The 25330-nt window shown below is 75.1% G+C and carries 3 protein-coding genes; all 3 read right to left on the minus strand.

The genetic code is table 11. The annotated features are described in order from the left end of the window. Nucleotide 1: 1 nt before the first annotated feature. On the minus strand, nt 2–22984 hold the full coding sequence (locus GQ466_RS24610; protein WP_161105399.1) for a type I polyketide synthase: 22983 nt from the start codon (nt 22982–22984) through the stop codon (nt 2–4). Between the two features lie 106 nt (nt 22985–23090). Continuing rightward, entirely contained in the window at nt 23091–24185 is a 1095-nt protein-coding gene (locus GQ466_RS24615) for an alpha/beta hydrolase (protein ID WP_202421050.1), read from the minus strand. Continuing rightward, nucleotides 24182–25210 (minus strand): thiolase family protein, encoded by a 1029-nt coding sequence (locus tag GQ466_RS24620; RefSeq protein ID WP_202421051.1) that lies wholly within the window; start codon nt 25208–25210, stop codon nt 24182–24184. Before GQ466_RS24620 ends, GQ466_RS24615 begins: the two co-directional genes overlap by 4 nt. Nucleotides 25211–25330: the final 120 nt, after the last annotated feature.

The raw sequence follows: 25330 nt of genomic DNA on the forward strand, positions 1-25330 counted from the left end.
CTTAGGAGATGCCAAGTTCGTTGTCGATGAAGTCGAAGATCTCGTCGTCGCTGGCGGAGCCGATCTGCTCGACGACCTCGGCCTCGCCGGAGTCGCCGTCGGTCTCGCCGAGCCGGGCGAGGAACTGCTGGATGCGGCCGGTGAGGATGCGGCGGTCCTCCCCGGCGGGGGCGAGCGCGGCCAGATCCGCTTCGATCCGGTCCAGTTCGGCGAGGACCGACGCGGTCGACGTCCCGCCGGTGCCCAGCTCGTCGGACAGGTGCCGGGCGAGCGCGTTCGGCGTCGGGTGGTCGAACACGAGCGTCGCGGGCAGCCGCAGCCCGGTCGCCGCGCCGAGCCGGTTGCGCAGCTCGACGGCGGTGAGGGAGTCGAAGCCGATCTCGTTGAAGCCCCGGTCGGGGTCGATGCCGTCGGCGTCGGCGTGGCCGAGCACGGCCGCCGCCTGGCTCCGGACGAGCCGGGTCAGTTCGCGCAGCCGCTCCTCGGGGTCCAGGCCGTCCAGCGCGAGGGTCGCGGTGGGCGCCGCGCGCCGCGCCGGCGGGACGCGGACGAGCCCGCGCAGCGCGGGGGAGAGCGTCCCGGCGGCGGCCTGGGTCCGCAGCGCCGCCGTCTGGAGCCGCGCCGCGACGACCACCGGCGCGGCCTGGGCGAGCGCCGCGTCGAAGAGGGCGAGGCCCTGCTCGTGGCTGAGGGGCAGGACGCCGGTGTCGGCCATGCGGGCGCGGTCGGCGTCGGAGAGGTTCTCGGTGAGGTCGCCGGGCTCGTCCCACAGGCCCCAGGCGATGGACGTTCCGGGGAGTCCCTGGGCCGCGCGGTGCTGGGCGAGGGTGTCGAGGAAGGTGTTGGCCGCCGCGTAGTTGGCCTGGCCGGGGTTGCCGAGGACGCCCGCGAGCGACGAGAACAGGATCAGCGGGGTCTCCGGGGCGAGCGTGTGGAGGTTCCACGCCGCGTCGACCTTCGGGCGGAAGACCTGGTCCAGGTGGTCGTGGGTGAGGCCGGTGAACGTCGCGTCGCGCAGGACGCCCGCCGTGTGGACGATCGCGCCGAGGCTGCGGCCGTCCAGCAGGTTGGCGACGGCGTTGCGGTCGGCGGTGTCGCAGGCGGCGAAGGTGACGGTGGCGCCGAGGGAGGTGAGGTCGGTTTCCAGTTCGGTGGCGCCGGGGGCGTCGGCGCCGCGTCGGCTGACGAGCAGCAGGTCGGTCACGCCGTGCTCGGTGACCAGGTGCCGGGCGACCAGGCCGCCGAGGGCGCCCGTCGCGCCGGTGACCAGGACCGTGCCGTCCAGCGCCAGGGGCTCCCCGGTGGGCTCGGCCGGGCGGGCGACCCGCTGGGCGTGGATCTCTCCGGCCCGGATCGCCAGGCGCGGTTCGTCCAGTTCGTCCGCTGCGGCAAGGGCGGCGGGGACGGCGCGGACGGACGCCGCGTCGTCGTCCAGGTCCAGCAGGACGAACCGGCCCGGGTCCTCCGCCTGCGCCGACTTCACCAGGCCCCAGACCGCCGCCGCGCCGAGATCGGTCGCGGCGTCCAGCGCGACCGCGCCGCGCGTGACGAGCACCAGGCGGGCGGTCGCGGGGGCGTTCTGGAGCAGGTCCAGGACGGTCCGGGCCGCCGCGTGGGCGGACGCCGCCGCGTCGCCGTCCGCGCCCGCGACCGGGACGAGGATCGTGTCCGCCGGCGGCACGGCCGCGAGGTCGGCGTAGTGCTCCACGGTGCCGGGCAGGTCGTCCAGCCCTGTGCCGAGGACGGTCCAGCGGCCCGATCCGGTGCGGGCCTGCGTCTGCACCGGCGTCCAGCCGAGGACGAACAGCGCGTCGTTGCCACGCGCCGGCAGCGTCAGCGGGCGCACCGCGAGCGACGCGACGGACGCGATCGGCGTCCCGTCCGTGCCGGTGACCGTGATCGCCACCCCGTTGGACGTCGGCGAGACCCGGACGCGGGCTTCGGCCGCCGCGCCGTGCAGGGTCACGTCGGTCCAGGAGAACGGGAGCTGGAGCGCGTCGTCGGCCTGGTCGAGGAGCAGGACGTGCAGCGCGGCGTCCAGCAGCGCCGGGTGCGGCGCGTATCCGGCGGTGTCGGTGCCGGACGGCAGCGCGACCTCGGCGTACAGGTCGTCGCCGTCGCGCCACGCGGCGCGCAGGCCCTGGAACAGCGGGCCGTAGTCGTAGCCGCGCTCGGCGAGCCGTTCGTAGAGGCCGTCCACGTCGATCGGCTCGGCCGTGGCGGGCGGGCGGGTCGAGGGCGTGTCCGCGGCGGTCGCCTTGACGAGCACGCCGGTCGCGTGGCTCGTCCACGGCGTGTCGTCGTCGGCGCCGGAGTAGAGGGCGAAGCGGCGCTCCCCGGCGTCGTCGGGGGCGTCCAGGGCGAGCTGGAGCCGGACGGAGCCGTCCTCGGGCAGCGTGAGCGGCGCGTCCAGCGTGAGTTCGGCGACCCGGTCCAGGCCGGTGTCGCGACCGGCGGCGGCGGCGAGTTCGAGCAGCGCCGTCGCCGGGACCAGGACCGTCCCGGAGACGGCGTGGTCGGCGAGCCAGGGGTGCGTGCGCAGCGAGATCCGGCCGTTGAAGACCGTCCCCTCGCCGGACGCCAGCTTCACCTTCGAGCTGAGCAGCGGGTGGTCGGACGTGCCGAGCCCGGCCGAGCCGAGGTCGCCGGCCGCCGCCGGGGCGTCCAGCCAGTACGTCCCGCGCTGGAACGGGTAGGTCGGCAGGTCCACGTGGGCGGGTCCGGCGCCGAGCACGGCGTCCCAGTCCACGGTGACGCCGCGCGCGTGGGCGGTGCTCAGGGCGGCGAGCGCCGTGGCGGCCTCGGGCCGCTTGCGGCGCAGGACCGGGGCCGCCGTCGCGTCGGCGAGCGCGGTGCTCGCCAGCGCGGTCAGGACGGGGTCGGGGCCGAGTTCGAGGAACGTCGTGACGCCGTTCTCGTCCAGCTCGCGCAGACCGTCGTGGAAGCGGACGGCGTTGCGGATGTGGTCCGTCCAGTACTCCGGCGTGGTGATGTCGCCGCTCGTGTTCGCCGCGATGGGAATCTTCGGCTCGTTGTAGGTGAGCGTGGCCGCGATCTCCCGGAACTCTTCGAGGATCGGGTCCATGTGCGGCGAGTGGAAGGCGTGGCTGACGGTCAGGCGCCGAGCCTTGAAGTGCTCGGCGATCGCGTTCGCCGCGTCCTCGTCGCCGGAGATGACGATGGACTTCGGCCCGTTCACCGCCGCGATCGAGACCGCGTCGGTGAGGTGGGGCGCGACCTCGTCCTCGGTGGTCTGGAGGGCGATCATCGCGCCGCCGGTCGGAAGGCTCTGCATGAGCCGGGCGCGGGCCGCGACGAGCGTGCACGCGTCGTCCAGGTCGAGAACGCCCGCCACGTGCGCGGCGGCCAGCTCGCCGATCGAGTGCCCGAGCAGGTGGTCCGGCGTGACGCCCCACGACTCCAGGAGCCGGAACAGCGCGACTTCCAGCGCGAACAACGCGGTCTGCGTGAACTGCGTGTCGTTCAGGCGCGGGTCGTCGCCGAACATGACGTCCTTGAGCGGGAGGTCGATCCGGGCGAACACCGCGTCCAGGGCTTCGGCGAACACCGGGTAGGTCTCGTAGAGTTCGCGGCCCATCCCGGCGCGCTGGCTGCCCTGGCCGGTGAACAGGAAGGCGAGCTTGCCGGTGCTCCTGGCGGCCTCCACGACTCCCGGGTGCCCGGAGCCGGACGCGAGCGCGTCCAGCCCGGCGAGGAAGCCGTCCCGGTCGGCGGCCACCACGGCGGCCCGCCGGTCGAACGCGGCCCGGCCGCGCAGCGCGCGGGCGACGGCGGCCACGTCCAGCTCGGGCGCGGCGGCGAGCCGGTCGCGCAGGTCCCGCGCCCGGTCCCGCAGCGCCGCGTCGGACTTCGCCGAAAGCAGCCACGGCAGCGTGCGCGGCGCCTCGGCGGGCTCGGCGACGTCCGCCTCGGGCGCCTGCTCGATGATGACGTGCGCGTTCGTCCCGCTGATCCCGAAGGACGACACGGCGGCGCGCCGCACCCGGCCCGTCTCCGGCCACGGGACGTCCTCGGTCACGAGCGCGACGGCCCCGGCGTCCCAGTCCACCTCGGGGCTGGGCGCGTCCACGTTCAGGGTCTTCGGCAGGACGCCGTGCCGCATCGCCTCGACCATCTTGATGATCCCGGCGACGCCCGCGGCGGCCTGCGTGTGCCCGATGTTGGACTTCAGCGCGCCGAGCAGCAGCGGCGTCTCCCGGTTCTGCCCGTAGGTGGCGAGGAGAGCCTGCGCCTCGATCGGGTCGCCGAGCCGGGTGCCGGTGCCGTGCGCCTCGACGGCGTCCACCTCGGACGGCGCCAGCCGCGCCGACGCGAGCGCCTGCCGGATCACCCGCTGCTGCGACGGCCCGCTCGGCGCGGTCAGTCCGTTGGACGCGCCGTCCTGGTTGATCGCCGAACCGCGCAGGACGGCGAGGACCGGGTGCCCGTTGCGCCGCGCGTCCGACAGCCGCTCCACGAGCAGGAGCCCGGCGCCCTCGGCCCAGGCCGTCCCGTCGGCGGCGGCGGCGAACGGCTTGCACCGGCCGTCGGGGGCGAGCCCGCGCTGGCGGCTGAACTCCACGAACGTCGACGGCGTGGCCATGACCGTCACGCCGCCCGCGAGCGCGAGCGAGCACTCGCCGTTGCGCAGCGCCTGCGCCGCGAGGTGCAGCGCGACCAGCGAGGACGAGCACGCGGTGTCGACGGTGACGGCCGGGCCTTCGAGCCCGAACGTGTACGCGATGCGGCCGGACGCGATGCTGCCCGCGCTGCCGGTGCCCACATAGCCGTCCAGCTCGTCGGGACGCCGGTCGAGCAGCCGCCCGGCGTAGTCGTCGTACATGACGCCGGTGAACACGCCCGTCGCGGTGCCCTGCACGGCCGCCGGGTCGATGCCCGCCCGCTCGAACGCCTCCCACGCGACCTCCAGCAGGATGCGCTGCTGCGGGTCGATGGCCAGGGCCTCGCGCGGGGAGATCCCGAAGAACGCCGGGTCGAAGTCGGCGGCGCGGTGCAGGAACCCGCCGTGCCGGGTGTAGGAGCGGCCGGCGCGCTCGGGGTCGGGGTCGTAGAGGTCCTCGACCTCCCAGCCCCGGTCGGACGGGAACGGCGTGATCGCGTCCACGCCCCCGGCGACCAGTTTCCACAGGTCCTCGGGGGAGGTGACGTCGCCGGGGTAGCGGCACGCCATCGCGACGATCGCGATGAGGTCGTCGTCCGCGGCGGCGGCGGTCGTCCCGGCGGTGATCTCCTCGGCGCCGCCGGACAGCTCGGCCTTCAGGTGGCGGGCGAGGACGGCGGCCGTCGGGTAGTCGAACACGAGCGTCGCGGGCAGCCGCAGCCCGGTCGCCGCGTTGAGGCGGTTGCGCAGCTCGACCGCCATCAGCGAGTCGAAGCCCAGCTCCTTGAACGCCTGCCCGGTGTCGATCCCGGCCGGGTCGGCGTGGCCGAGGACCGCCGCGACGGCCTCCCGGACGAGGTCGAGCGTGTCGCGGTCGCGTCCGGCCGGGGCCGTGCGCGCCGGCGCCGGGACGAGCCCGCGCAGCACCGGCGGGATCGCGGCGTCCAGGGCGCGCAGGGCCGTCCGGTCGAACCGCGTCGCCACGGTCACCGGGCCGCCCGCGGCGAGCGCCGCGTCGAGCAGGTCGAGACCCTGCTCCGCGCTGAGCGGCAGGACGCCCGCCTTGGCGAGCCGTCCCCGGTCGGTGTCGCTGAGGGTGCTCGTCATCGCGCCGGTCCCGTCCCACAGGCCCCACGCGATGGACGTCGCCGGACGCCCCTCCGCGTGCCGCCGCCGGGCGAGCGCGTCCAGGAACGTGTTCGCGGCGCCGTAGTTGCCCTGGCCCGCGTTGCCGAGGATCCCGGCGGCGGACGAGAACAGGACGAGCGGGACGTCCGGGACGAGCCGGTCCAGGTTCGCCGCCGCGTCCGCCTTCGCGCGGAGCACGGTGTCGAGGCGGTCCGGCGTGAGGGACGTGACGATGCCGTCGTCCAGCACGCCCGCCGAGTGGATCACCGCCGTGAGCGGACGCTCGACGGTGCCCAGCAGCGCGGCGAGCGCGTCGGCGTCGGCGGTGTCGCAGGCCGCGATCGTGACGTCCGCGCCGAGCGCGGCCAGGTCGGCTTCCAGTTCGGCGGCGCCCGCCGCGTCCCGGCCCCGGCGGCTGGTGAGCAGCAGGTGCCGCGCGCCGTGCTCGGTGACGAGGTGCCGGGCGACCAGCGAGCCGAGCGCGCCGGTGCCGCCGGTGATGAGGACGGTGCCGTCCGGGTCCAGGGTGATGGGCGTGCCGGGCCCGTCGGCGGTCCGGGCGATCCGGGGGACGAGCGCCGTCCCTTCCCGGATCATGAGCTGTGGTTCCCCGGTCGCGAGCGCCGCCGCGACGGCCGCCTCCGACGCGGGGTCGTCGTCGAGGTCGAGCAGGACGAACCGGTCGGGGTTCTCCGTCTGCGCGGACCGGACGAGCCCCCAGACCGTCGCCTGCGCCGGGTCGGTGAGCGCGTCCCGCGTCACGAGGACCAGCCGGCCGGCGTCGGCGGCCAGCCACTCCTGGACGAGCGCGAGCGTCGCGTGCGCGGTGGCGTGCGCGTCGCCCGCCGCGACGGGCGCGAGGACGAACCGGCCGTCCGCCGCGAGCGCGGCGGGGTCGCCGTCCAGCGGCACGACGTCGGCGGGCGTCGCGGCCGGGGCGACCGGCACCCAGTCCAGGTCGAACAGGGTGCTCGCGCGCCGGTTCCGCTCGACGGCGATCGCGCGCAGCGTCAGCGCGTCGGCGGTGAGCACCGGGTTCCCGGCCCGGTCGGCGATCGTGAGCCGGACCGTGTCGTCCCCGGCCGGGGCGAGCCGGACGCGCAGCTCCGTCGCGCCCGCGCCGTGCAGCGCGACCCCGCTCCACAGGAACGGCACCTCGCCGGTCAGGTCGCGGACGAGGCCGAGCGCGTGCAGCGCGGCGTCCAGCAGCGCCGGGTGGACGCCGTACCCGGCCGCGTCCACGCCGTCGGGCAGGACGACCTCGGCGTAGGCGTCGTCGCCGTCTCGCCACGCCGCCCGCAGGCCCCGGAAGGCGGGGCCGTAGCCGTAGCCGAGGTCGGCGACGTTCTCGTAGTGGTCGGCGACGTCGACCGGGACGGCGCCGTCCGGGATCCGCACCGGTTCGGGCGCGGACGCGGCGGTGGTGAGGGTGCCGCTGGCGTGCCGCGTCCAGGGGGCGTCGCCTGCGCGGGCGTGGACGGCGACCGTCCGCGTGCCGTCGTCGGCTTCCGTCCCTACGACGACCCGCAGCCGCACCGGGGCGTCGGCGGGCAGGACGAGCGGGCTCTCCAGCGTGAGGTCCGCCAGCTGCGGGGCGCCCACGAGGCTTCCGGCGTGCAGCAGCAGCTCCACGAAGCCCGTGCCGGGGAACAGCGTGGTTCCCGAGACGGCGTGGTCGGCCAGCCAGGGGTGCGTCCGGAGGGAGATCCGGCCGGTGAGCGTCAGGCCGTCGCCGTCCACGTCCTCGACGGCGGCGGTGACGAGCGGGTGGCCGGTCGCGCTCAGGCCGAGCCCGTCGGCGTCGGCGGGCTCGCCGGTCGCGGGCGCGTCGAGCCAGTAGCGGGCGTGCTGGAACGGGTAGGTGGGCAGCGGCGCGAGCGCGGACGCCGGGACGATCCGCGTCCAGTCCACCTTCGCGCCGTGCGCGTGGGCGGTGCCGAGCGCGGTGAGCAGCGCGGGGACCTCGGGCCGCTTGCGGCGCAGCACGGACGCCGCCGCGACCTCGGTGAATGCCGTCCGGGCGAGCGCCGTCAGGACCGGGTCGGGGCCGAGTTCGAGCAGCGTGGTGACGCCGCTGTCGTCCAGCTCGCGCAGGCCGTCGTGGAACCGGACGGCGTTGCGGATGTGCCCCACCCAGTACTCGGGGGTCGTGATGTCGCCGGTCGTGTTGGCCGCGATCGGGATCTTCGGCTCGTTGTAGGTGAGCGTGGCGGCGACCGCGCGGAACTCGTCCAGGATCGGGTCCATCAGCGGCGAGTGGAACGCGTGGCTGACCGTCAGGCGCCGCGCCTTGAAGTGCTGCGCGATTTCCTCGGCGGCGCTCTCCTCGCCGGAGATGACGATCGAGTTCGCGCCGTTGACCGCCGCGATCGAGACCGCGTCGTTCAGGTAGGGCTCGACCGATTCCTCGGTGGTCTGGAGGGCGATCATCGCGCCGCCGGTCGGAAGGCTCTGCATGAGGCGGGCGCGGGCGGCGACGAGCTTGCAGGCGTCGTCCAGGTCGAGAACGCCCGCGACGTGCGCGGCGGCCAGTTCCCCGATCGAGTGGCCCAGGAGATGGTCGGGCTTGACGCCCCACGACTCCAGCAGCCGGTAGAGCGCGACCTCCAGTGCGAACAAGGCGGTCTGGGTGAACTGCGTGTCGTTCAGACGCGGGTCGTCGCCGAACATGACCTCCTTGAGCGGAAGGTCGATCCGGGCGAACACGGCATCGAGCGCGTCCGCGAACACCGGGTAGGCGTCGTAGAGTTCGCGGCCCATTCCGGCGCGCTGGCTGCCCTGGCCGGTGAACAGGAACGCCAGCTTGCCCGAGCCCGCCACGCCCTGGACCGCGTTGTCGGCCGGAGACCCGGCGGCGAGCGCGTCGAGGCCGCTCCGCAGCCCGTCCCGGTCGCCGACGACGACCGCGCGGTGGTCGAACACGGTCCGCGTCGCGGCGAGCGTGTACGCGGCGGCCACCGGGTCCACGTCGCCGAGCGCCGCGCCGATCCGCGCGGCCTGGTCCCGCAGCGCCTCGGGCGACCGCGCCGACAGCACCAGCGGCAGCGGCCCGGCGGGCGCGACGGGCTCCACCGGCTCGGCGGCCGGCGGCTGCTCGATGATGACGTGCGCGTTGGTGCCGCTGATCCCGAACGAGGACACGCCCGCGCGGCGGGGACGGTCGACGTCCGGCCACGGCGTGCTGTCGGCGAGCAGTTCGACGGCGCCGGTCGTCCAGTCCACGTACGGCGACGGCTCGTCCAGGTGCAGCGTCTTCGGCAGGACGCCGTGCCGCATCGCCTCGACCATCTTGATGATCCCGGCGACACCGGCGGCGGCCTGCGTGTGCCCGATGTTCGACTTGATCGACCCGAGCAGCAGCGGCGTCTCGCGCTCCTGCCCGTAGGTGGCGAGCAGGGCCTGCGCTTCGATCGGGTCGCCGAGCTTGGTGCCGGTGCCGTGCGCCTCGACCGCGTCCACCTCGGACGGAGCGAGCCGCGCCGCCGCGAGCGCCTGCCGGATCACCCGCTGCTGTGACGGACCGCTCGGCGCGGAGAGCTGGCTGCTCGTCCCGTCCTGGTTGATCGCGGTGCCGCGGATGACGGCGAGGACGGAGTGCCCGTTCTTCTCCGCGTCCGAGAGCCGTTCGAGCAGCAGCAGCCCCGCACCCTCGCCCCAGCCGGTGCCGTCGGCGGCGGCGGCGAACGCCTTGCACCGCCCGTCCGGCGAGAGCCCGCGCTGGCGGCTGAACTCGATGAACGTCGCGGGCGTCGCCATGACCGTCACGCCGCCCGCGAGCGCCAGCCCGCATTCGCCGTTGCGCAGCGCCTGCGCGGCGAGGTGGACGGCGACCAGCGAGGACGAGCACGCCGTGTCGACCGTCACGGCCGGGCCTTCCAGCCCGAACGTGTACGCGATGCGCCCGGACGCGACGCTGCCCGCGCTCCCGGTGACGAGATACCCCTCGAACCCCTCGGGCGCGGTGTGCTGCAGCCGCGAGCCGTAGTCGTTGTACATGACGCCGGCGAACACGCCCGTCGCGCTGCCGCGCACCGAGTCCGGCGTGATGCCCGCCCGCTCGAACGTCTCCCACGCGACCTCCAGCAGGATGCGCTGCTGCGGGTCGATGGCGAGGGCCTCGCGCGGCGAGATCCCGAAGAACGCCGGGTCGAAGCGGTCGGCGTCGGCGAGGAAGCCGCCCTCCCGCGCGTACGAGCTGCCGGTGCGGTCGGGGTCGGGGTCGTAGAGGCGGTCCAGGTCCCAGCCCCGGTTGTCGGGGAAGCCACTGATCGCGTCCGCGCCCCCGGCGACGAGCCGCCACAGGTCCTCGGGCGTCGCGACGCCGCCGGGGTAGCGACAGCCCATCGCGACGATCGCGATCGGCTCGTCCGGCTCGGCCCGGCCGGTGGGCGCGGCGGGAACGAGCGCGTCGCCGGTGCCGAGCAGTTCGCGCTTCAGGTGCTCGGTGAGCGCGGCCGGGGTCGGGTGGTCGAACACCAGGGTCGCGGGCAGCCGCAGCCCGGTCGCCGTGTTGAGCCGGTTGCGCAGCTCGACGGCCGTCAGCGAGTCGAAGCCGCTCTCGCTGAAGCCCCGGTGCGGGTCGATGGTCTCGGGCGTGGCGTGCGCGAGGACGGTCGCGACGTTCGTCCGGACGAGGTCGAGCAGGATCGCGTCGCGCTCGTCGGCGTCCGCGCGGCGCAGCCGGTCGGTGAGCGAGGACGCCGGGGCGGCGGCGCGCCGGACGGGCGTCCGGATGAGGTCGCGCAGGACGGCCGGGGGCTCGGCGCGCAGCGCGGCCAGGTCCAGCCGGGCCGGGACGACCAGCGAGGCGTCCGAGGCCACCGAGACGTCGAACAGCGCGAGCCCCTGGTCGGCGGTCAGCGGGAGGATGCCGCCGCGTCCGAGCCGGGCCAGGTCCGCGTCGCTCAGCGTGTCGGTCATCGCGCCGGTCTCGGCCCACAGGCCCCAGGCGAGGGACGCGCCGGGCAGGCCGTGCGCGCGCCGGTGCTGGGCGAGCGCGTCGAGGAAGGTGTTGGCCGCCGCGTAGTTCGCCTGGCCGGGCGTGCCGAGGACGCCCGACACCGAGGAGAACAGGAACAGCGGCGTCTCCGGGACGAGCCGGTGGAAGTTCCACGCCGCGTCCGCCTTGGGCCGCAGGACGGTCGAGAGGCGTTCGGGGGTCAGCGACTCGACGATGGCGTCGTCCAGCGTCCCGGCGGCGTGGATCACGGCGCCGACCGGGTGCCCGGCCAGCAGCGCGGCGAGCGCGTCGCGGTCGGTGGTGTCGCACGCGGCGATCGTCACGGACGCGCCGTGCGCGGTCAGTTCGGCTTCCAGCTCCAGCGCGCCGGGCGCGTCCGGGCCGCGCCGGCTGACGAGCAGCAGGTCGCGGACGTCGTGCCGCTCGACCAGGTGCCGGGCCAGCAGCGCGCCGAGCGATCCGGTGCCGCCGGTGATGAGGACGGCGCCGTCGCCGCCGAACGGCGAGACGGCTTCGGCGGGCGCCCGCCGCCGCTCCAGGCGCGGCACGTGGACGGCGCCGCCGCGCACCGCGAGCTGTGGTTCGCCGGACACCACCGCCGCCGGGACGGCCGTGAGCGAGGCTTCGTCGTCGTCCAGGTCCAGCAGCACGAGCCGGTCGGGGTGCTCGGCCTGCGCGGACCGGACGAGACCCCACAGCGCGGCGGCGGCGAGGTCGGTGACGTCGTCGTCGGCGCCGGTCGCGACGGCGCCGCGCGTGACGACCACCAGCGGGGCCGTCGCGTCGGACGCCAGCCACGCCTGGACCAGTTCCAGCACGCGGCCCGTCTCGGCGTGGGCGCCCTCGACCGGGTCGCCGGACGAGCCCGCAGGGAGCAGCACCGGCCCGGCGGCGTCCACCGGGAGGCCGTCGCTCGCGGTCGCGCCGAGCGCGGCGGTGAGCGCGGCGTCCGCGCCGACGACGGTCCAGGTCCGCGCCGCGTCGGACGCCGGGCGGATCCGCTGCCACGCCAGCCCGAACAGCGCGTCGCGGTGCGGGCCGTCCGGCGTGTACGGGCGGACGCCGAGCGCGTCGACCGTGATGAGCGGGACGCCGGTGACGGAGTCGGCGAGGGTGAGCGTGACCGTGTCCGTGCCGGTCGCCGTGAGCGCCACCCGCGCCGCCGCCGGGGAGACGGCGTCGTGGAACGTCACGCCGGACCAGGAGAACGGCAGCCGGATCCGTCCGGGCTCGTTGTCGACGGTCAGCGGGCGCAGCGCCGCGTCCAGCAGCGCCGGGTGGACGGCGTAGGGCGCGACGTCGGTGTCGCCGGGCAGGCTCAGGTCGGCGTAGTAGGTGCCGTCCAGCTTCCACAGTCCGGTGACGCCCTGGAACAGCGGGCCGTAGTGGTAGCCCTGCGCGGCGAGGTCGTCGTGCAGTTCCGCCACGTCGATCGGCGCCGCGCCGGGCGGCGGCCACGCGGCGGGCAGCGGCTCGGCGGCGGGGACGCGGTCGCTGAGCGCGCCGGTCGCGTGCCGCGTCCAGCCCGCCTCGTCGGCGGTGCGGGAGTGGATCGCCACGGGCCGCGCGCCGGACGCGTCGGGCGCGGAGACGACGACCTGGAGCTGCACGGCGCCCGCCGGGGTCAGCGCGAGCGGCTGCTCCAGCGTCAGCTCCTCGACGCGGTCCAGGCCGAGGCGGCGGCCCGCCTGCGCGGCCAGCTCCACGAACGCGCTCGCGGGCAGCAGCGGCGTCCCGAGGATCGCGTGGTCGGCCAGCCACGGCTGCGCGGCGAGCGAGACCCGTCCGGTGAGGACGAGCCCGTCGCCGTCCGCGGGCTCCAGGACCGCGCCGAGCAGCGGGTGGCCGGTGCCGGTGAGCCCGGCCGCGCCGAGGTCGCCGGTCGCGGCGGGCGGCGCGAGCCAGTACGGCGCGCGCTGGAACGGGTAGGTCGGCAGCTCGACGTGGCGCCCGCCCGCGAGGACGGCCGTCCAGTCGACCGGGACGCCGGTGTGGAACAGGTGCGCGAGGGCGGCGTCCAGCGCGGTCCGCTCGGGCTTCTTGCGGCTGAGCGCGGACGCGGCGGGGCCGTCGGCGAGCGTGGCGAGAACGGCGTCCGGGCCGATCTCCAGGTAGGTCGTGACGCCGTTCGCCTGCAATTCCCGCAGGCCGTCGTGGAAACGGACGGCGTTGCGGATGTGGTTCGTCCAGTACTCGGCCGTGGTGATGTCGCCGGCGGTGTTCGCGGCGATCGGGATTTTCGGCTCGTGATAGGTGAGCGTGGCCGCGATCGCGCGGAACTCGTCCAGGATCGGGTCCATCAGCGGCGAGTGGAACGCGTGGCTGACGGTCAGGCGCTTGGCCTTGAAGTGCCGCGCGATCTCCTCGGCGGCGGCCTCGTCGCCGGAGATGACGAGCGCGTTCGGGCCGTTGACGGCGGCGATCGAGACCGTGTCGGTGAGGTGCGGCGCGACCTCGTCCTCGGTGGTCTGGAGGGCGATCATCGCGCCGCCCGGCGGAAGGCTCTGCATGAGCTTCCCGCGGGCCGCGATGAGCGTGCAGGCGTCGTCCAGGTCCAGTACTCCGGCGACGTGCGCGGCGGCGATCTCGCCGACGGAATGGCCGAGGAGATGATGCGGCGTGACGCCCCAGGACTCGAACAGGCGGTAGAGCGCGACTTCCAGCGCGAACAGCGACGTCTGGGTGAACTGGGTCTCGTTGAGGCGCGGGTCGTCGCCGAACATGACCTCCTTGAGCGGGAGGTCGATGCGGTCGAGAACGGCGTCCAAAGCGTCGGCGAAAACGGGGAAGGCGTCGTAAAGCTCGCGGCCCATTCCGGCGCGCTGGCTGCCCTGGCCCGTGAACAGCAACGCGGTCTTCGCCCGTCCCTCGACGTGGTGCGGAGCGGTCTCGCCCCCGGCCAGCGCGTCCAGCCCGGCGAGCAGTTCGTCCCGGGACGCGCCCACGACCGCCGCCCGGTAGGGGAACCGCGACCGGGTCGCCAGCGAGAACGCGACGTCGGCCGGGTCCAGTTCGGCGGCGGACGCGGCCAGCCGCGCGGCGTGGTCGCGCAGCGCCTCCGGCGAGCGCGCCGACAGCGGCCACACCGCCGGGACGTCCGGTCGCTCGGCGGCGGGCTCGGCCGGCACCTCCTCGATGATCACGTGGGCGTTGGTGCCGCTGATGCCGAAGGACGACACGGCCGCGCGGCGCGCCCGGCCCGTCTCCGGCCACGGGCGCGGCTCGGTCAGCAGCTCGACGGCGCCGGACGTCCAGTCGACGTGCGGCGAGGGCGCGTCCACGTGCAGCGTCCGGGGCAGCACGCCGTGCCGCATCGCGTGGATCATCTTGATGATGCCGCCGACCCCGGCCGCCGCCTGGCTGTGCCCGATGTTGGACTTCAGCGAGCCGAGCAGCAGCGGCGTCTCGCGCTCCTGCCCGTACGTGGCGAGCAGCGCCTGCGCTTCGATCGGGTCGCCGAGGGACGTCCCGGTGCCGTGCGCCTCGACCGCGTCCACGTCGGCGGGCGCGAGGTTCGCGGCGGCGAGGGCCTGCCGGATGACGCGCTCCTGCGACGGGCCGTTCGGCGCGGTGAGGCCGTTGGACGCGCCGTCCTGGTTCACGGCCGTGCCCCGGACGACCGCGACGACCGGGTGGCCGTTGCGGCGCGCGTCCGACAGCCGCTCCAGCAGCAGGAACCCGGCGCCCTCGCTCCAGGCCGTCCCGTCGGCGGACGCGGAGAACGCCTTGCAGCGCCCGTCCGGCGACAGGCCGCGCTGGCGGCTGAACTCGATGAACGTCGCGGGCGTGGACATGACCGTCACGCCGCCCGCCAGGGCCAGCTCGCATTCGCCGTTGCGCAGCGCCTGCGCGGCCAGGTGCAGGGCCACCAGGGAGGACGAGCACGCGGTGTCGACCGTCACCGCCGGGCCTTCCAGCCCGAGCGTGTAGGAGACGCGGCCGGACGCGATGCTCGCCATGCTCCCGTTGCCGACGTACCCCTCGAAGCCCTCGGGGGCGGGCCGCAGCCGCGCGCCGTAGTCGTCGTACATGACGCCCGCGAACACGCCCGTCCGCGAGCCGCGCAGCGCGCCCGGGTCGATGCCGCCGCGCTCGATCGCCTCCCACGCGACCTCCAGCAGGATGCGCTGCTGCGGGTCGATCGCCAGGGCCTCGCGCGGCGAGATGCCGAAGAAGTCGGGGTCGAACGCGGGCGCGTCGTGCAGGAACCCGCCGTGCCGGGAGTAGGACGTGCCGGTGTGGTCGGGGTCGGGGTGGTAGAGCGCGTCCAGGTCCCAGCCGCGGTTCGCGGGGAAGGTCGAGATGGCGTCGACGCCGTCCGCGACGAGCTTCCACAGTTCTTCGGGCGAGGTGACGTCGCCGGGGTAGCGGCACGCCATCGCGACGATCGCGATCGGGTCGTCGTCGGCGGCCGTGGCGCGGACGGTCACGGCGGCCGGACGGTCCGCGCCGCTCACCCGCGTCCGCAGGAACGCCGCGACGGCGGCCGGGGACGGGTGGTCGAACACCAGCGTGGCCGGCAGCACCAGGCCCGTCGCCGTGTTGAGCTGGTTGCGCAGCTCGACGGACGTGAGCGAGTCGAACCCGAGTTCCTTGAACGCGCGGTCGGTGTCGAGCGCGTCGGGGGAGTCGTGGCCGAGGACGGCGGCGGTCGCGGTCCGCACCAGCGCGAGGATCGCCTCGTCCTGCGCCGGGCCGGACAGCCCAGCGAGGCGCTGCGCCAGCGAGGACGGCGCGGTCGTCGCGGCGCGGCGGGCCGGGGTGCGGACGAGCCCCCGGAACAGCGGCGACAGCGTGCCGTCGGCGGCGCGGGCCCGTAGCGCGGCGGTGTCGAGCGCGACCGCGACGACGGTCGGGTCGGCCAGGCCCAGCGCGACGTCCAGCAGTGCGAGGCCGTGCTCGGTGCCGAGCGCGGCGACGCCCTGGCGGCCGAGGCGCGAACGGCCCGCGCCCGCGTTCTCCCCGGCCATGCCGCCGGACTCGTCCCACAGGCCCCACGCGATGGACGTCGCCGGGAGGCCGTTGGCGGCGCGGTGCTCGGCGAGCGCGTCGAGGAACCCGTTGGCCGCCGCGTAGTTCGCCTGGCCCGGGTTGCCGATGACGGTCGAGATGGACGAGAACAGCACGAAGTGCGTCACGTCCGGGTTGTTCGCGGTGAGCCGGTGCAGCGTCCACGCGGCGTCGGCCTTGGGCGCGAGGACGGTCGCGATCCGTTCGGGGGTCAGCGACTCGACGGTCGTGTCGTCCAGCGTCCCGGCCGCGTGGATCACGGCGGTGACCGGGTGCGCGGCCAGCAGCGCGGCGACGGCGTCCTCGTCCGTGGTGTCGCAGGCGGCGATCGTGACGGTCGCGCCGTGCGCGGTCAGTTCGGCCTCCAGCTCGCGCGCGCCGGGGGCGTCCGGGCCGCGCCGGCTGACGAGCAGCAGGTCGCGGGCACCGTGCGCGGTCACCAGATGGCGGGCGACGAGGCCGCCGAGCGCGCCGGTGCCGCCGGTGATCAGCACCCGGCCGTCCAGCGCGGGCGCCGGGGCGGCCGGGGCGGCGAGGCGGGTCAGCCGGGGCGCGTAGTGGGCGCCGTCCCGGACGGCGAACTGGTCGGTGCTCCCGGTCGCGACGGCTTGGTCGGCGGCCTCGGGGTCGTCCACGTCGGCGAGGACGATCCGGCCGGGGTGCTCGGACTGCGCCGTCCGGAGCAGGCCCCAGGCGGCGGCGACGCGCGGGTCGGGCGGCGAGTCGTCCGCGCCGACGCGCACGGCGCCCCGGGTGACGACCGCGAGCCGGTCCTCCGTCCCGGACGCGAGCCATTCCTGCACGTGGGCGAGCGCCCCGGCGGCGGCGTCCAGCGCGGTCGCGGGGTCGTCGGGGATCCGGACGATCGTGAGGTCCCCGGCCGCGTCCTGCGCGGGCACCGGCACCCACTCGACGCGGAACAGCGCGTCGTTCGCCTCGGCCAGCGCGGACGGATCGGCCTGCCGCAGCGTCAGTTCCGCGACCGACACGACCGGCGCGCCCGCCGCGTCGGTGAGCGTGAGGGCGACCGCGTTCGGTCCGGACGGTGCGATGCGCGCCCGGAGCTGCGTCGCGCCGCGCGCGTGCAGGCCGACGCCCGTCCACGCGAACGGCAGGCGCGGCGGTCCGGCGGGCTCCTCGCTCAGCACGACGAGGTGCAGGGCCGCGTCCAGCAGCGCCGGGTGGACGCCGAACCGCGCGGCGTCCGGTTCGAGGTCGGCGGGCAGGTTCAGGTCGACGAACGTCTCGTCGCCGCGCCGCCAGGCCGCCGTGACGCCCTGGAACGCCGGGCCGTAGGCGTAGGAGCCGTCGGCGAGGCGGTCGTAGAGGTCGGCGAGGTCCAGCGGGGTCGCGCCCTCGGGCGGCCAGACCCCGGCCTGCGTGGCGGCGGGGGCGTCGTCCCAGGTCAGCGTGCCGGTGGCGTGCCGGGTCCAGGGCGCGTCGTCGTCGCCGGCGGGACGGGAGTGGACGCCGATCGTCCGTCCGCCGTCGCCGGTGACCGGGCCGACGATCGCCTGGATCTCCACCGCGCCCGTCGCGGGCAGGATCAGCGGCCGTTCCAGCGTGAGGTCCGCGAGCCGGTCGTGCCCGGTCTGGCGGCCCGCCTCCAGCGCGATCTCCACGAACGCGGTGCCGGGCAGCAGCGTGGAACCGGCGATGACGTGGTCGGCCAGCCACGCCTGGTTCGCCAGGGACAGGCGTCCGGTGAACAGGATCCCGCCGCCGTCGGCGAGGCTGATCGGGGCGCCGAGCAGGCCGTGCGCCGCCGCGATGCTCGTCCCGGCGTCCGGGGCGAGCCAGTACGAGCGGCGCTCGAACGGGTAGGTCGGGACGTCGACGCGTCCGGCCGGGCCGGTGAACGCGGGCCAGTCGAGCGTGACGCCGCGCGCGTGGAGCTGGGCGAGCGCGAGGACGGCCGTGCGGGGCTCGGGCCGGGTCCGGCGCAGCGCCGCGAACGCCGCGTCGACGCCGTCCAGGCCGGTGCGGGCCAGCGCGGACAGGACCGGGTCGGGGCCGAGTTCCAGGAACGCGGTGACGCCGCCGGCCCGGAGTTCGCGCAGGCCGTCGTGGAAGCGGACGGCGTTGCGGATGTGGCCCACCCAGTACTCGGGCGTGGTGAGGTCGCCGGTCGTGTTCGCCGCGATCGGGATCTTCGGCTGGTGGTAGGTGAGCGTGGCCGCGATGTCCCGGAACTCGTCCAGGATCGGGTCCATGTGCGGCGAGTGGAAGGCGTGGCTGACCGTGAGGCGCCGGGCCTTGAAGTGCTGGGCGATCTCCTCGGCGGCGGCTTCGTCGCCGGAGATGACGATGGAGTTCGGGCCGTTGACCGCTGCGATGGAGACCGCGTCGTTCAGGTAGGGCTCGACCGACTCTTCGGTCGTTTGCAGCGCGATCATCGCGCCGCCGCCCGGGAGGCTCTGCATGAGCCGGGCGCGGGCCGCGACGAGCTTGCAGGCGTCGTCCAGATCGAGAACGCCCGCGACGTGGGCGGCGGCCAGTTCGCCGATCGAGTGGCCCAGCAGGTGGTCGGGCTTGACGCCCCACGACTCGTACAGCCGGAACAGCGCCACTTCCAGCGCGAACAGGGACGTCTGGGTGAACTGGGTGTCGTTGAGGCGGGGGTCGTCGCCGAACATGACCTCCTTGAGCGGGAGGTCGATGCGCTCGAACACCGCGTCGAGCGCTTCGGCGAACACCGGGTAGGTCTCGTACAGCTCGCGGCCCATCCCGGACCGCTGGCTGCCCTGGCCCGTGAACAGGAAGGCGAGCTTCCCGGAGCCCGCCGTCGCCCGGACGAGGCTCGGGTGGGCCGCGCCGGACGCCAGCGCGTCCAGCCCGGCCAGCAGCTCGTCCCGGTCGGCGGCCACCACCGCGGCGCGCTCCTCGAACGCCGTCCGCGTCGTCGCGAGCGAGAGCGCCAGCGCGCGAACGTCCGGCGCCGGGTCCGCCTCGACCAGCGCGTGCAGCGCGGCGGCCTGGTTCTGGAGCGCTCCGTCCGTCCGCGCCGACACCGGCACCGCGACCGGCCCGGTCCCGCCGGACGTCGCGGCGGGCTCGGCCGCCGGGGGCTCCTCGATGATGACGTGCGCGTTGGTGCCGCTGATCCCGAACGACGACACGCCCGCGCGGCGCGGACGCTCCCCGCGCGACCACGGCCGGGGCTCGGTGAGCAGGTCCACCGCGCCCGCCGACCAGTCCACGTGCGGGGACGGCGCGTCCACGTGCAGCGTGCGCGGCAGCAGCTCGTGCCGCATCGCCTCGATCATCTTGATGACGCCGCCGACGCCCGCCGCCGCCTGGCTGTGCCCGATGTTGGACTTCAGCGACCCGAGCAGCAGCGGCGTCTCCCGCCCCTGCCCGTACGTCGCGATGATCGCCTCGGCCTCGATCGGGTCGCCGAGGGACGTCCCGGTGCCGTGCGCCTCGACCGCGTCCACCTCGTGCGGCGCGAGGCCCGCGCCGGCCAGCGCCCGCCGGATGACGCGCTCCTGGGACGGCCCGTTCGGCGCGGTGAGCCCGTTGCTCGCGCCGTCCTGGTTGATCGCCGAGCCGGCGAGGACCGCGACGACCGGGTGGCCGTTGCGGCGCGCGTCCGACAGCCGCTCCAGGACGAGCAGCCCGGCGCCCTCCGCCCACGCGGTGCCGTCGGCGGCGGCGGCGAACGCCTTGCACCGGCCGTCGGCGGCGAGGCCGCGCTGCTTGCCGAACTCCACGAACATGCCCGGGTTGGCCATGACGGTCACGCCGCCCGCGAGCGCCAGCCCGCATTCGCCCTGCCGGAGCGCCTGCGCGGCCAGGTGCAGCGCGACGAGCGACGACGAGCACGCGGTGTCGACCGTGACGGCCGGCCCTTCGAGCCCGAGCGTGTAGGCGACGCGGCCGGACGCGACGCTCGCGGTGTTGCCCGTCAGCAGGTAGCCGCTCAGCCCCTCCTCGGCCGCGTGCAGGCGCGGCCCGTAGTCCTGGGCGGTGGCGCCGACGAACACGCCGGTCGCGCTGCCGCGCAGCGCCGACGGGTCGATGCCCGCCCGCTCGATCGCCTCCCAGGACGTCTCCAGCAGCAGCCGCTGCTGCGGGTCCATCGCGGCGGCCTCGCGCGGGCTGATGCCGAAGAACGCGGCGTCGAACCGGTCGGCGTCGTGCAGGAAGCCGCCCTCGCGGGCGTAGGTGCGGCCGGGCTTGCCGGGCTCGGGGTCGAACAGGGCGTCCAGGTCCCAGCCGCGCGTCGTCGGGAAGCCGGACACCGCGTCGACCTCGTCGGCGACGATCCGCCACAGGTCCTCGGGGGACCGGACGTCGCCGGGGTAGCGGCAGCCGATCCCGATGATCGCGATCGGCTCGTCCGCCGGGACGGCCGCGACCGGCGCGGCGGACGCGGTGCCGCCGCCGGTCAGCTCCGCCCGCAGGTGCCGGACGAGCACCTTCGGCGTCGGGTAGTTGAACAGCAGCGCGGGCGGCAGCCGCAGGCCGGTCATCCCGGCGAGGCGGTCGCGCAGCTCGACGCTGCTCAGCGAGTCGAAGCCGAGGTCCTTGAACGCCCGGTCGGTCTCGACGGCCTCCGGCGTGACGTGCCCGAGGACGATCGCGACGGCCGTCCGGACGAGGTCCAGCAGGACGCGCTCCTGCTCGGCCTCGTCCAGCCCGGCGAGCCGTCCGGCCAGCTCGCTCGCGTCGCTTCCGCTCGTGTCCTCGGCCGTCTCGGCGAGGCGGAGGGTCGCGCGCGCGGCGCGGGTGGTGTCGAACCAGTACCGCTCGCGCTGGAAGGGGTAGGTGGGGAGCGTGACGCGGCGTCCGCCGGTGAACGTCCGGGTCAGGTCGACGTCGCGGACGTGGGCGAGCGCGGTGAACAGCGTCCGGAGCTCCGGCCGGCCCCGCCGCAGGGCCGACGCCGCGACGGCGTCGGGGAGCGCGGTCCGCGCGAGCGCCGCGAGGACGGGGTCGGGGCCCAGCTCGACGCACGCGGTGACGCCGTGCGCCTGCAATTCCTGAAGGCCGTCGTGGAAACGGACGGCGTTCCGGATGTGGTTCACCCAGTATTCGGGCGTCGTGAGATCGCCGTCCGTGTTCGCGGCGATCGGAATTTCCGGCTCGTGGTAGGTGAGCGTGGCCGCGATGTCCCGGAATTCGTCCAGGATCGGGTCCATGTGCGGCGAGTGGAAGGCGTGGCTGACCGTGAGACGCCGGGCCTTGAAATGCCCGGCGATCTCCTCGACCTTTTCGGCGTCGCCCGAAACGACGAGGGACGCCGGGCCGTTCACCGCCGCGATGGAGACCGAGTCGTCCAGATACGGCCGGACGTCGTCCTCGGTGGCCTGGAGCGCGACCATCGCGCCGCCGCCCGGGAGGCTCTGCATGAGCCGGGCGCGGGCCGCGACCAGCTTGCAGGCGTCGTCCAGATCCAGGACCCCGGCGACATGGGCCGCCGCCAGTTCGCCGATCGAGTGGCCGAGCAGGTGGTCGGGCTTGACTCCCCACGACTCGTACAGCCGGAACAGCGCCACTTCGAGCGCGAACAGCGAGGTCTGGGTGAACTGGGTGTCGTTGAGGCGCGGGTCGTCGCCGAACATGACCTCCTTGAGCGGGAGGTCGATGCGCTCGAACACCGCGTCCAGGGCTTCGGCGAACACCGGGTAGGCCTCGTACAGCTCGCGGCCCATCCCGGACCGCTGACTGCCCTGGCCCGTGAACAGGAACGCGAGCTTGCCGGGCGCGGCCACCGGGACGTCGCCCGGCACGGCGTCCAGGCCCGCCAGCAGCTCGTCCCGCGTGCCGCCGACCACGACGGCACGGCGCTCGAAGGCCGTCCGGGTCGTGGCCAGCGAGAACGCGGCGTCCGCCGGGTCGAGGCCGGCGCGCAGCCGCGCGGCGATCCGCTCCGCCTGCGCCTGGACGGCCGCGCCGCTCCGGCCCGACAGCAGCAGCGGCAGCGGACCGCGCGCCGGCTCGGCCGGGGGGACGTCCCGGGCCGGCGCCTCGGCCAGCACCACGTGGCAGTTCGTGCCGCCCATGCCGAGCGAGCTGACCCCGGCGACGAGCGGCAGGTCCGGCGTCGGCCACGGCGTCAGGTCCGTCTGGACGTCCAGCCCGAGATCGTCCAGGGGGATGTCCGGGTTGGGCGTCGCGAAGTTCAGGCTCGGCGGCAGCTCCCGGTGGTGGACGGCGAGCGCCGCCTTCAGCAGCCCGACGATGCCCGCCGCGCCCTCCAGGTGCCCGACGTTGGTCTTGGCGGACCCGACGCGCAGCGCGGGCCGTCCGGGACGCGCGGTCCCGAGCGCCGCGCCGAGCGCCGCCGCCTCGATCGGGTCGCCGACCTTCGTCCCCGTGCCGTGCAGCTCCACGTACTGGACCTGAGCGGGCTCGACCCCGGCGTGCCCGTAGGCGAGGCGCATGACCTCGGCCTGCGCGTCCGCGCTCGGGACGGTCAGCCCGTCGGTGCCGCCGTCGTTGTTGACCGCGCTGCCGTGCAGGACGCAGTAGATCGGGTCGCCGTCCGCCAGCGCCGCCGCGAGGGGCTTCAGGACGACCGCGCCGCCGCCCTCGCCGCGCACGTAGCCGTTGGCGCGGGCGTCGAAGGTGTAGCTCGTCCCGTCCGGCGACAGCCCGCCGAACTTGGCCGCGCCGACCGTGCTCTCCGGCGCCAGGTTCAGGTTCACGCCGCCCGCGATGGCCAGCGACGCCGCGCCGGTCCGCAGCGCCTCGCACGCCAGGTGGACGGCGACCAGCGACGACGACTGCGCGGTGTCCACCGTGAGGGACGGCCCGTGCAGCCCCAGCGTGTACGACACGCGGTTGGCGATGATGCCGCGGTGCAGGCCCGTCACCGAGTGCGGGGTGATGGCTTCCAGCCCGTACCGGTGCAGCAGGGTCGCGTAGTCGTCCCAGATCGCGCCGACGAACACGCCGGTGCGGCTGCCCGCCAGGTCGGCGGGGACGATCCCGGCGTTCTCCAGCGCCTCCCAGCTCAGTTCGAGGAACAGCCGCTGCTGGGGGTCCATCGCGGCGGCCTCGCGGGGCGAGACGCCGAAGAACGCCGGATCGAAGTGGCCCACGTCGTCGAGGTAGCCGCCGCGCCGGGTCGGGACGAGCCCTTCGTCCTGGAGCGCCGCCGCGTCCCATCGGTCGGCGGGCGTCTCGCCGATCGCGCTGCGCCCGGCCCTGAGCAGTTCCCAGAAGGACTCCGGATCCGGCGCGCCCGGGAGGCGGCACGACATTCCGACAATGGCGATCGGCTGATCAGATCCGGTGAACTCAAAGCCACGCGTCATCTGTTGGACTGCCCCTCGTGGTGAACACACAGTGGGAAAACACGGGCCTGCGTCCCTGCCCGGTATTCAGTGTGTCGGGGCGGCCTAACAACGAGCTATGAATGACCTAAAGCCCGATCCGACGGCGGGCCTTCTGCGCGGTGAGCGACGCGGTCAGAAGCGCGCGCGGGACCTGCCGTCCGCCCGCCATCTTCAGGATCGACAGGATCGTCCACAGGCCGACCTCGCCGGTGTGCGCGGGGGAGCCGTGGACGTCGTCGTAGGCGACCACGTCGAGCTTCCCGACGTGCTCGCGCAGCAGCCGGACCTCGTCCTGCGGGATGATCTCGTCGCGCAGGCTCGCCGCGTACGCGACCGGGATCGTCAGGTTCTCCAGCGTCTCGGCCGGCAGCGCCCAGTCGCGGATCTCGTCGTAGACCTGCGATGGCTTGGTCCCGACCAGGTGCGCGAGCGTGTCGGTCGTGATGCGCGGAACCTGCGCCTGCCACGCGGTGTCGGTGAAGAACGCGCTGATCGGCGCGCACGTCGTGACGACGCCCTTGATCCGCTGGTCCGCGGCGGCGGCCCGCAGCGCGAGGTGGCCGCTGAAGCTCATCGCGAGCGCGTAGGTCGTGCCGACGTCGGCGCGGTCGGCCAGCTCGTCCAGGATCGCCGACAGCAGCGTCGACGACTGCGCCGAGTACGGCAGCGTGTTCTCGCCGACGCCCGGCAGCTCGATGACGACGCCCGCCAGCCCGAGCCGCGCGCCGCGCGCGAGGACGGCCGCCCACTGCTCCTTCACCGTCACGATCCCGCCCGAGACGATGAGCAGCGGCTTGCGGTCGGTCGTGGACAGGCCGCTCGTCCAGCAGCGGACGGTGCCGTCGGGCAGCTCCAGGTCGAGGCGTTCGATGCCCGGGACGTTCGCGCGCCACCGGTCGAACACCGCGAGCCCGCGCTCGTGCGCCGCGCGCCGCGCCTCGCCGTTCACGAACGGGAACCGCGCCATCGCGTAGTGGCGGGACGCGCCGAGCAGGTCGCCCGCGCCCTCCAGCCGCTCCCCGGCGCGCGTCCACTCGACGGCCCACGAGCCCGGCCCGTCGTCGTCGCTGTCGATCCGCTCCAGGATCGCGCGGTAGTGCTCGGGCGCCATCCGCTGCCCGCGCGCGTGGACCTCGACGTACTGCTTCAGCTCGGCGAGGTCGTTGGTCGTCTCGGTCACGAAACCTTCTCCAAGGCCAGTCCACCCTTGATCCACTTGCTCGACTCGACCGCGATGGCGACGGCCCTGTCCTGGTCCGTCAGCCGGGGGAGGAGCCGTTCGAGCTGGAAGAACGGCAGTGCGTTCCCCGTGTTGGCCGTCTCGGCGACGACGCTGACCTCCTGCGCGTCCGGCAGCGCGAGCCGCTTGACGATCAGGTCGGTCATCTTGCCGGACAGCTGCGGCGGCAGGAGGTAGTCGACGTCCTTCCAGTCCAGGTCGTCGAGCATCTCCTCCAGGATCTCCACCGCCATCGTCGGCACGGACTCCTCGATGGCCTTGTAGTCCTCGCCCACCGACGGCGGCGGGTCCGCGAGGTCGGCCGGGCCGTACCACTCCACGACGTGGCCGGGCTTGCGGCCGAGGCCCGTCAGCCGGACGAGCACCTTGCGCAGGACCGCCGAGCCGTCCGTCGGCGTCGTGCTCAGCACCGCCGCGCCCGCGCCGTCGCCGAACATCAGGCCGGGCACCAGCTCCGACGGCGACAGCTTCGACGGGTCCAGGTCGAGGTCCAGGTGCTTGGTGCAGGTGTCGCCGCCGATGACGAGCGCGGTGCGGTGCCGTCCGGTCTGCAGCGCCTGCTGCGCGACGTCCAGCGCCTGCACGGCCCCGGTGCAGCCGGACTGGAGCTGGTAGGTCGGCACGTCGTTGATGCCGAGCTGGTCGGCGATGACGTTCACCGTCGCGGGCATGAGCTGGTCCGGGCTGGACGTGCCCATCACGATGACGTCCACGTCGGACGCGGCGAGCCCGGCGCCCTCCAGCGCCTTCTCGGCCGCGATCCGGCCGAGGTCGGCGAGCCGGAACCGCACCTCCGCCGTCGCGAGGTCCACCGAGAAGTGGCGGTTGCGGGTGCCGACGAACGTGTCCGCCCACTCGGCGAACAGCGTGTCGCCGCCGAACCGCTCGGCCAGCTCGACGTTCGAGATCGGGGCGCCGGGCAGCGCCGTCCCCGAGGAGAGAAGGTGTACGTCCGGCAGGTCCACGGCGTGTCCTCGCTTCCGGTTGTGATCGCCCGGCTCCATGCTCACGGCCGTGGTTAAAGCGGACCTATGGTCATCTGATGCCGTTCGTCCGTGCTGCCCCGCGCCGTAGCCGGCGCGGGG

It is taken from the genome of Actinomadura rayongensis (genome assembly GCF_009831215.1).
GTDB lineage: Bacteria > Actinomycetota > Actinomycetes > Streptosporangiales > Streptosporangiaceae > Spirillospora > Spirillospora rayongensis.

What these genes read in the sequence shown, in the direction of transcription:
- GQ466_RS24610 (WP_161105399.1), bottom strand. Translation starts at nt 22,984, where the DNA reads ATGACGCGTGGCTTTGAGTTCACCGGATCTGATCAGCCGATCGCCATT.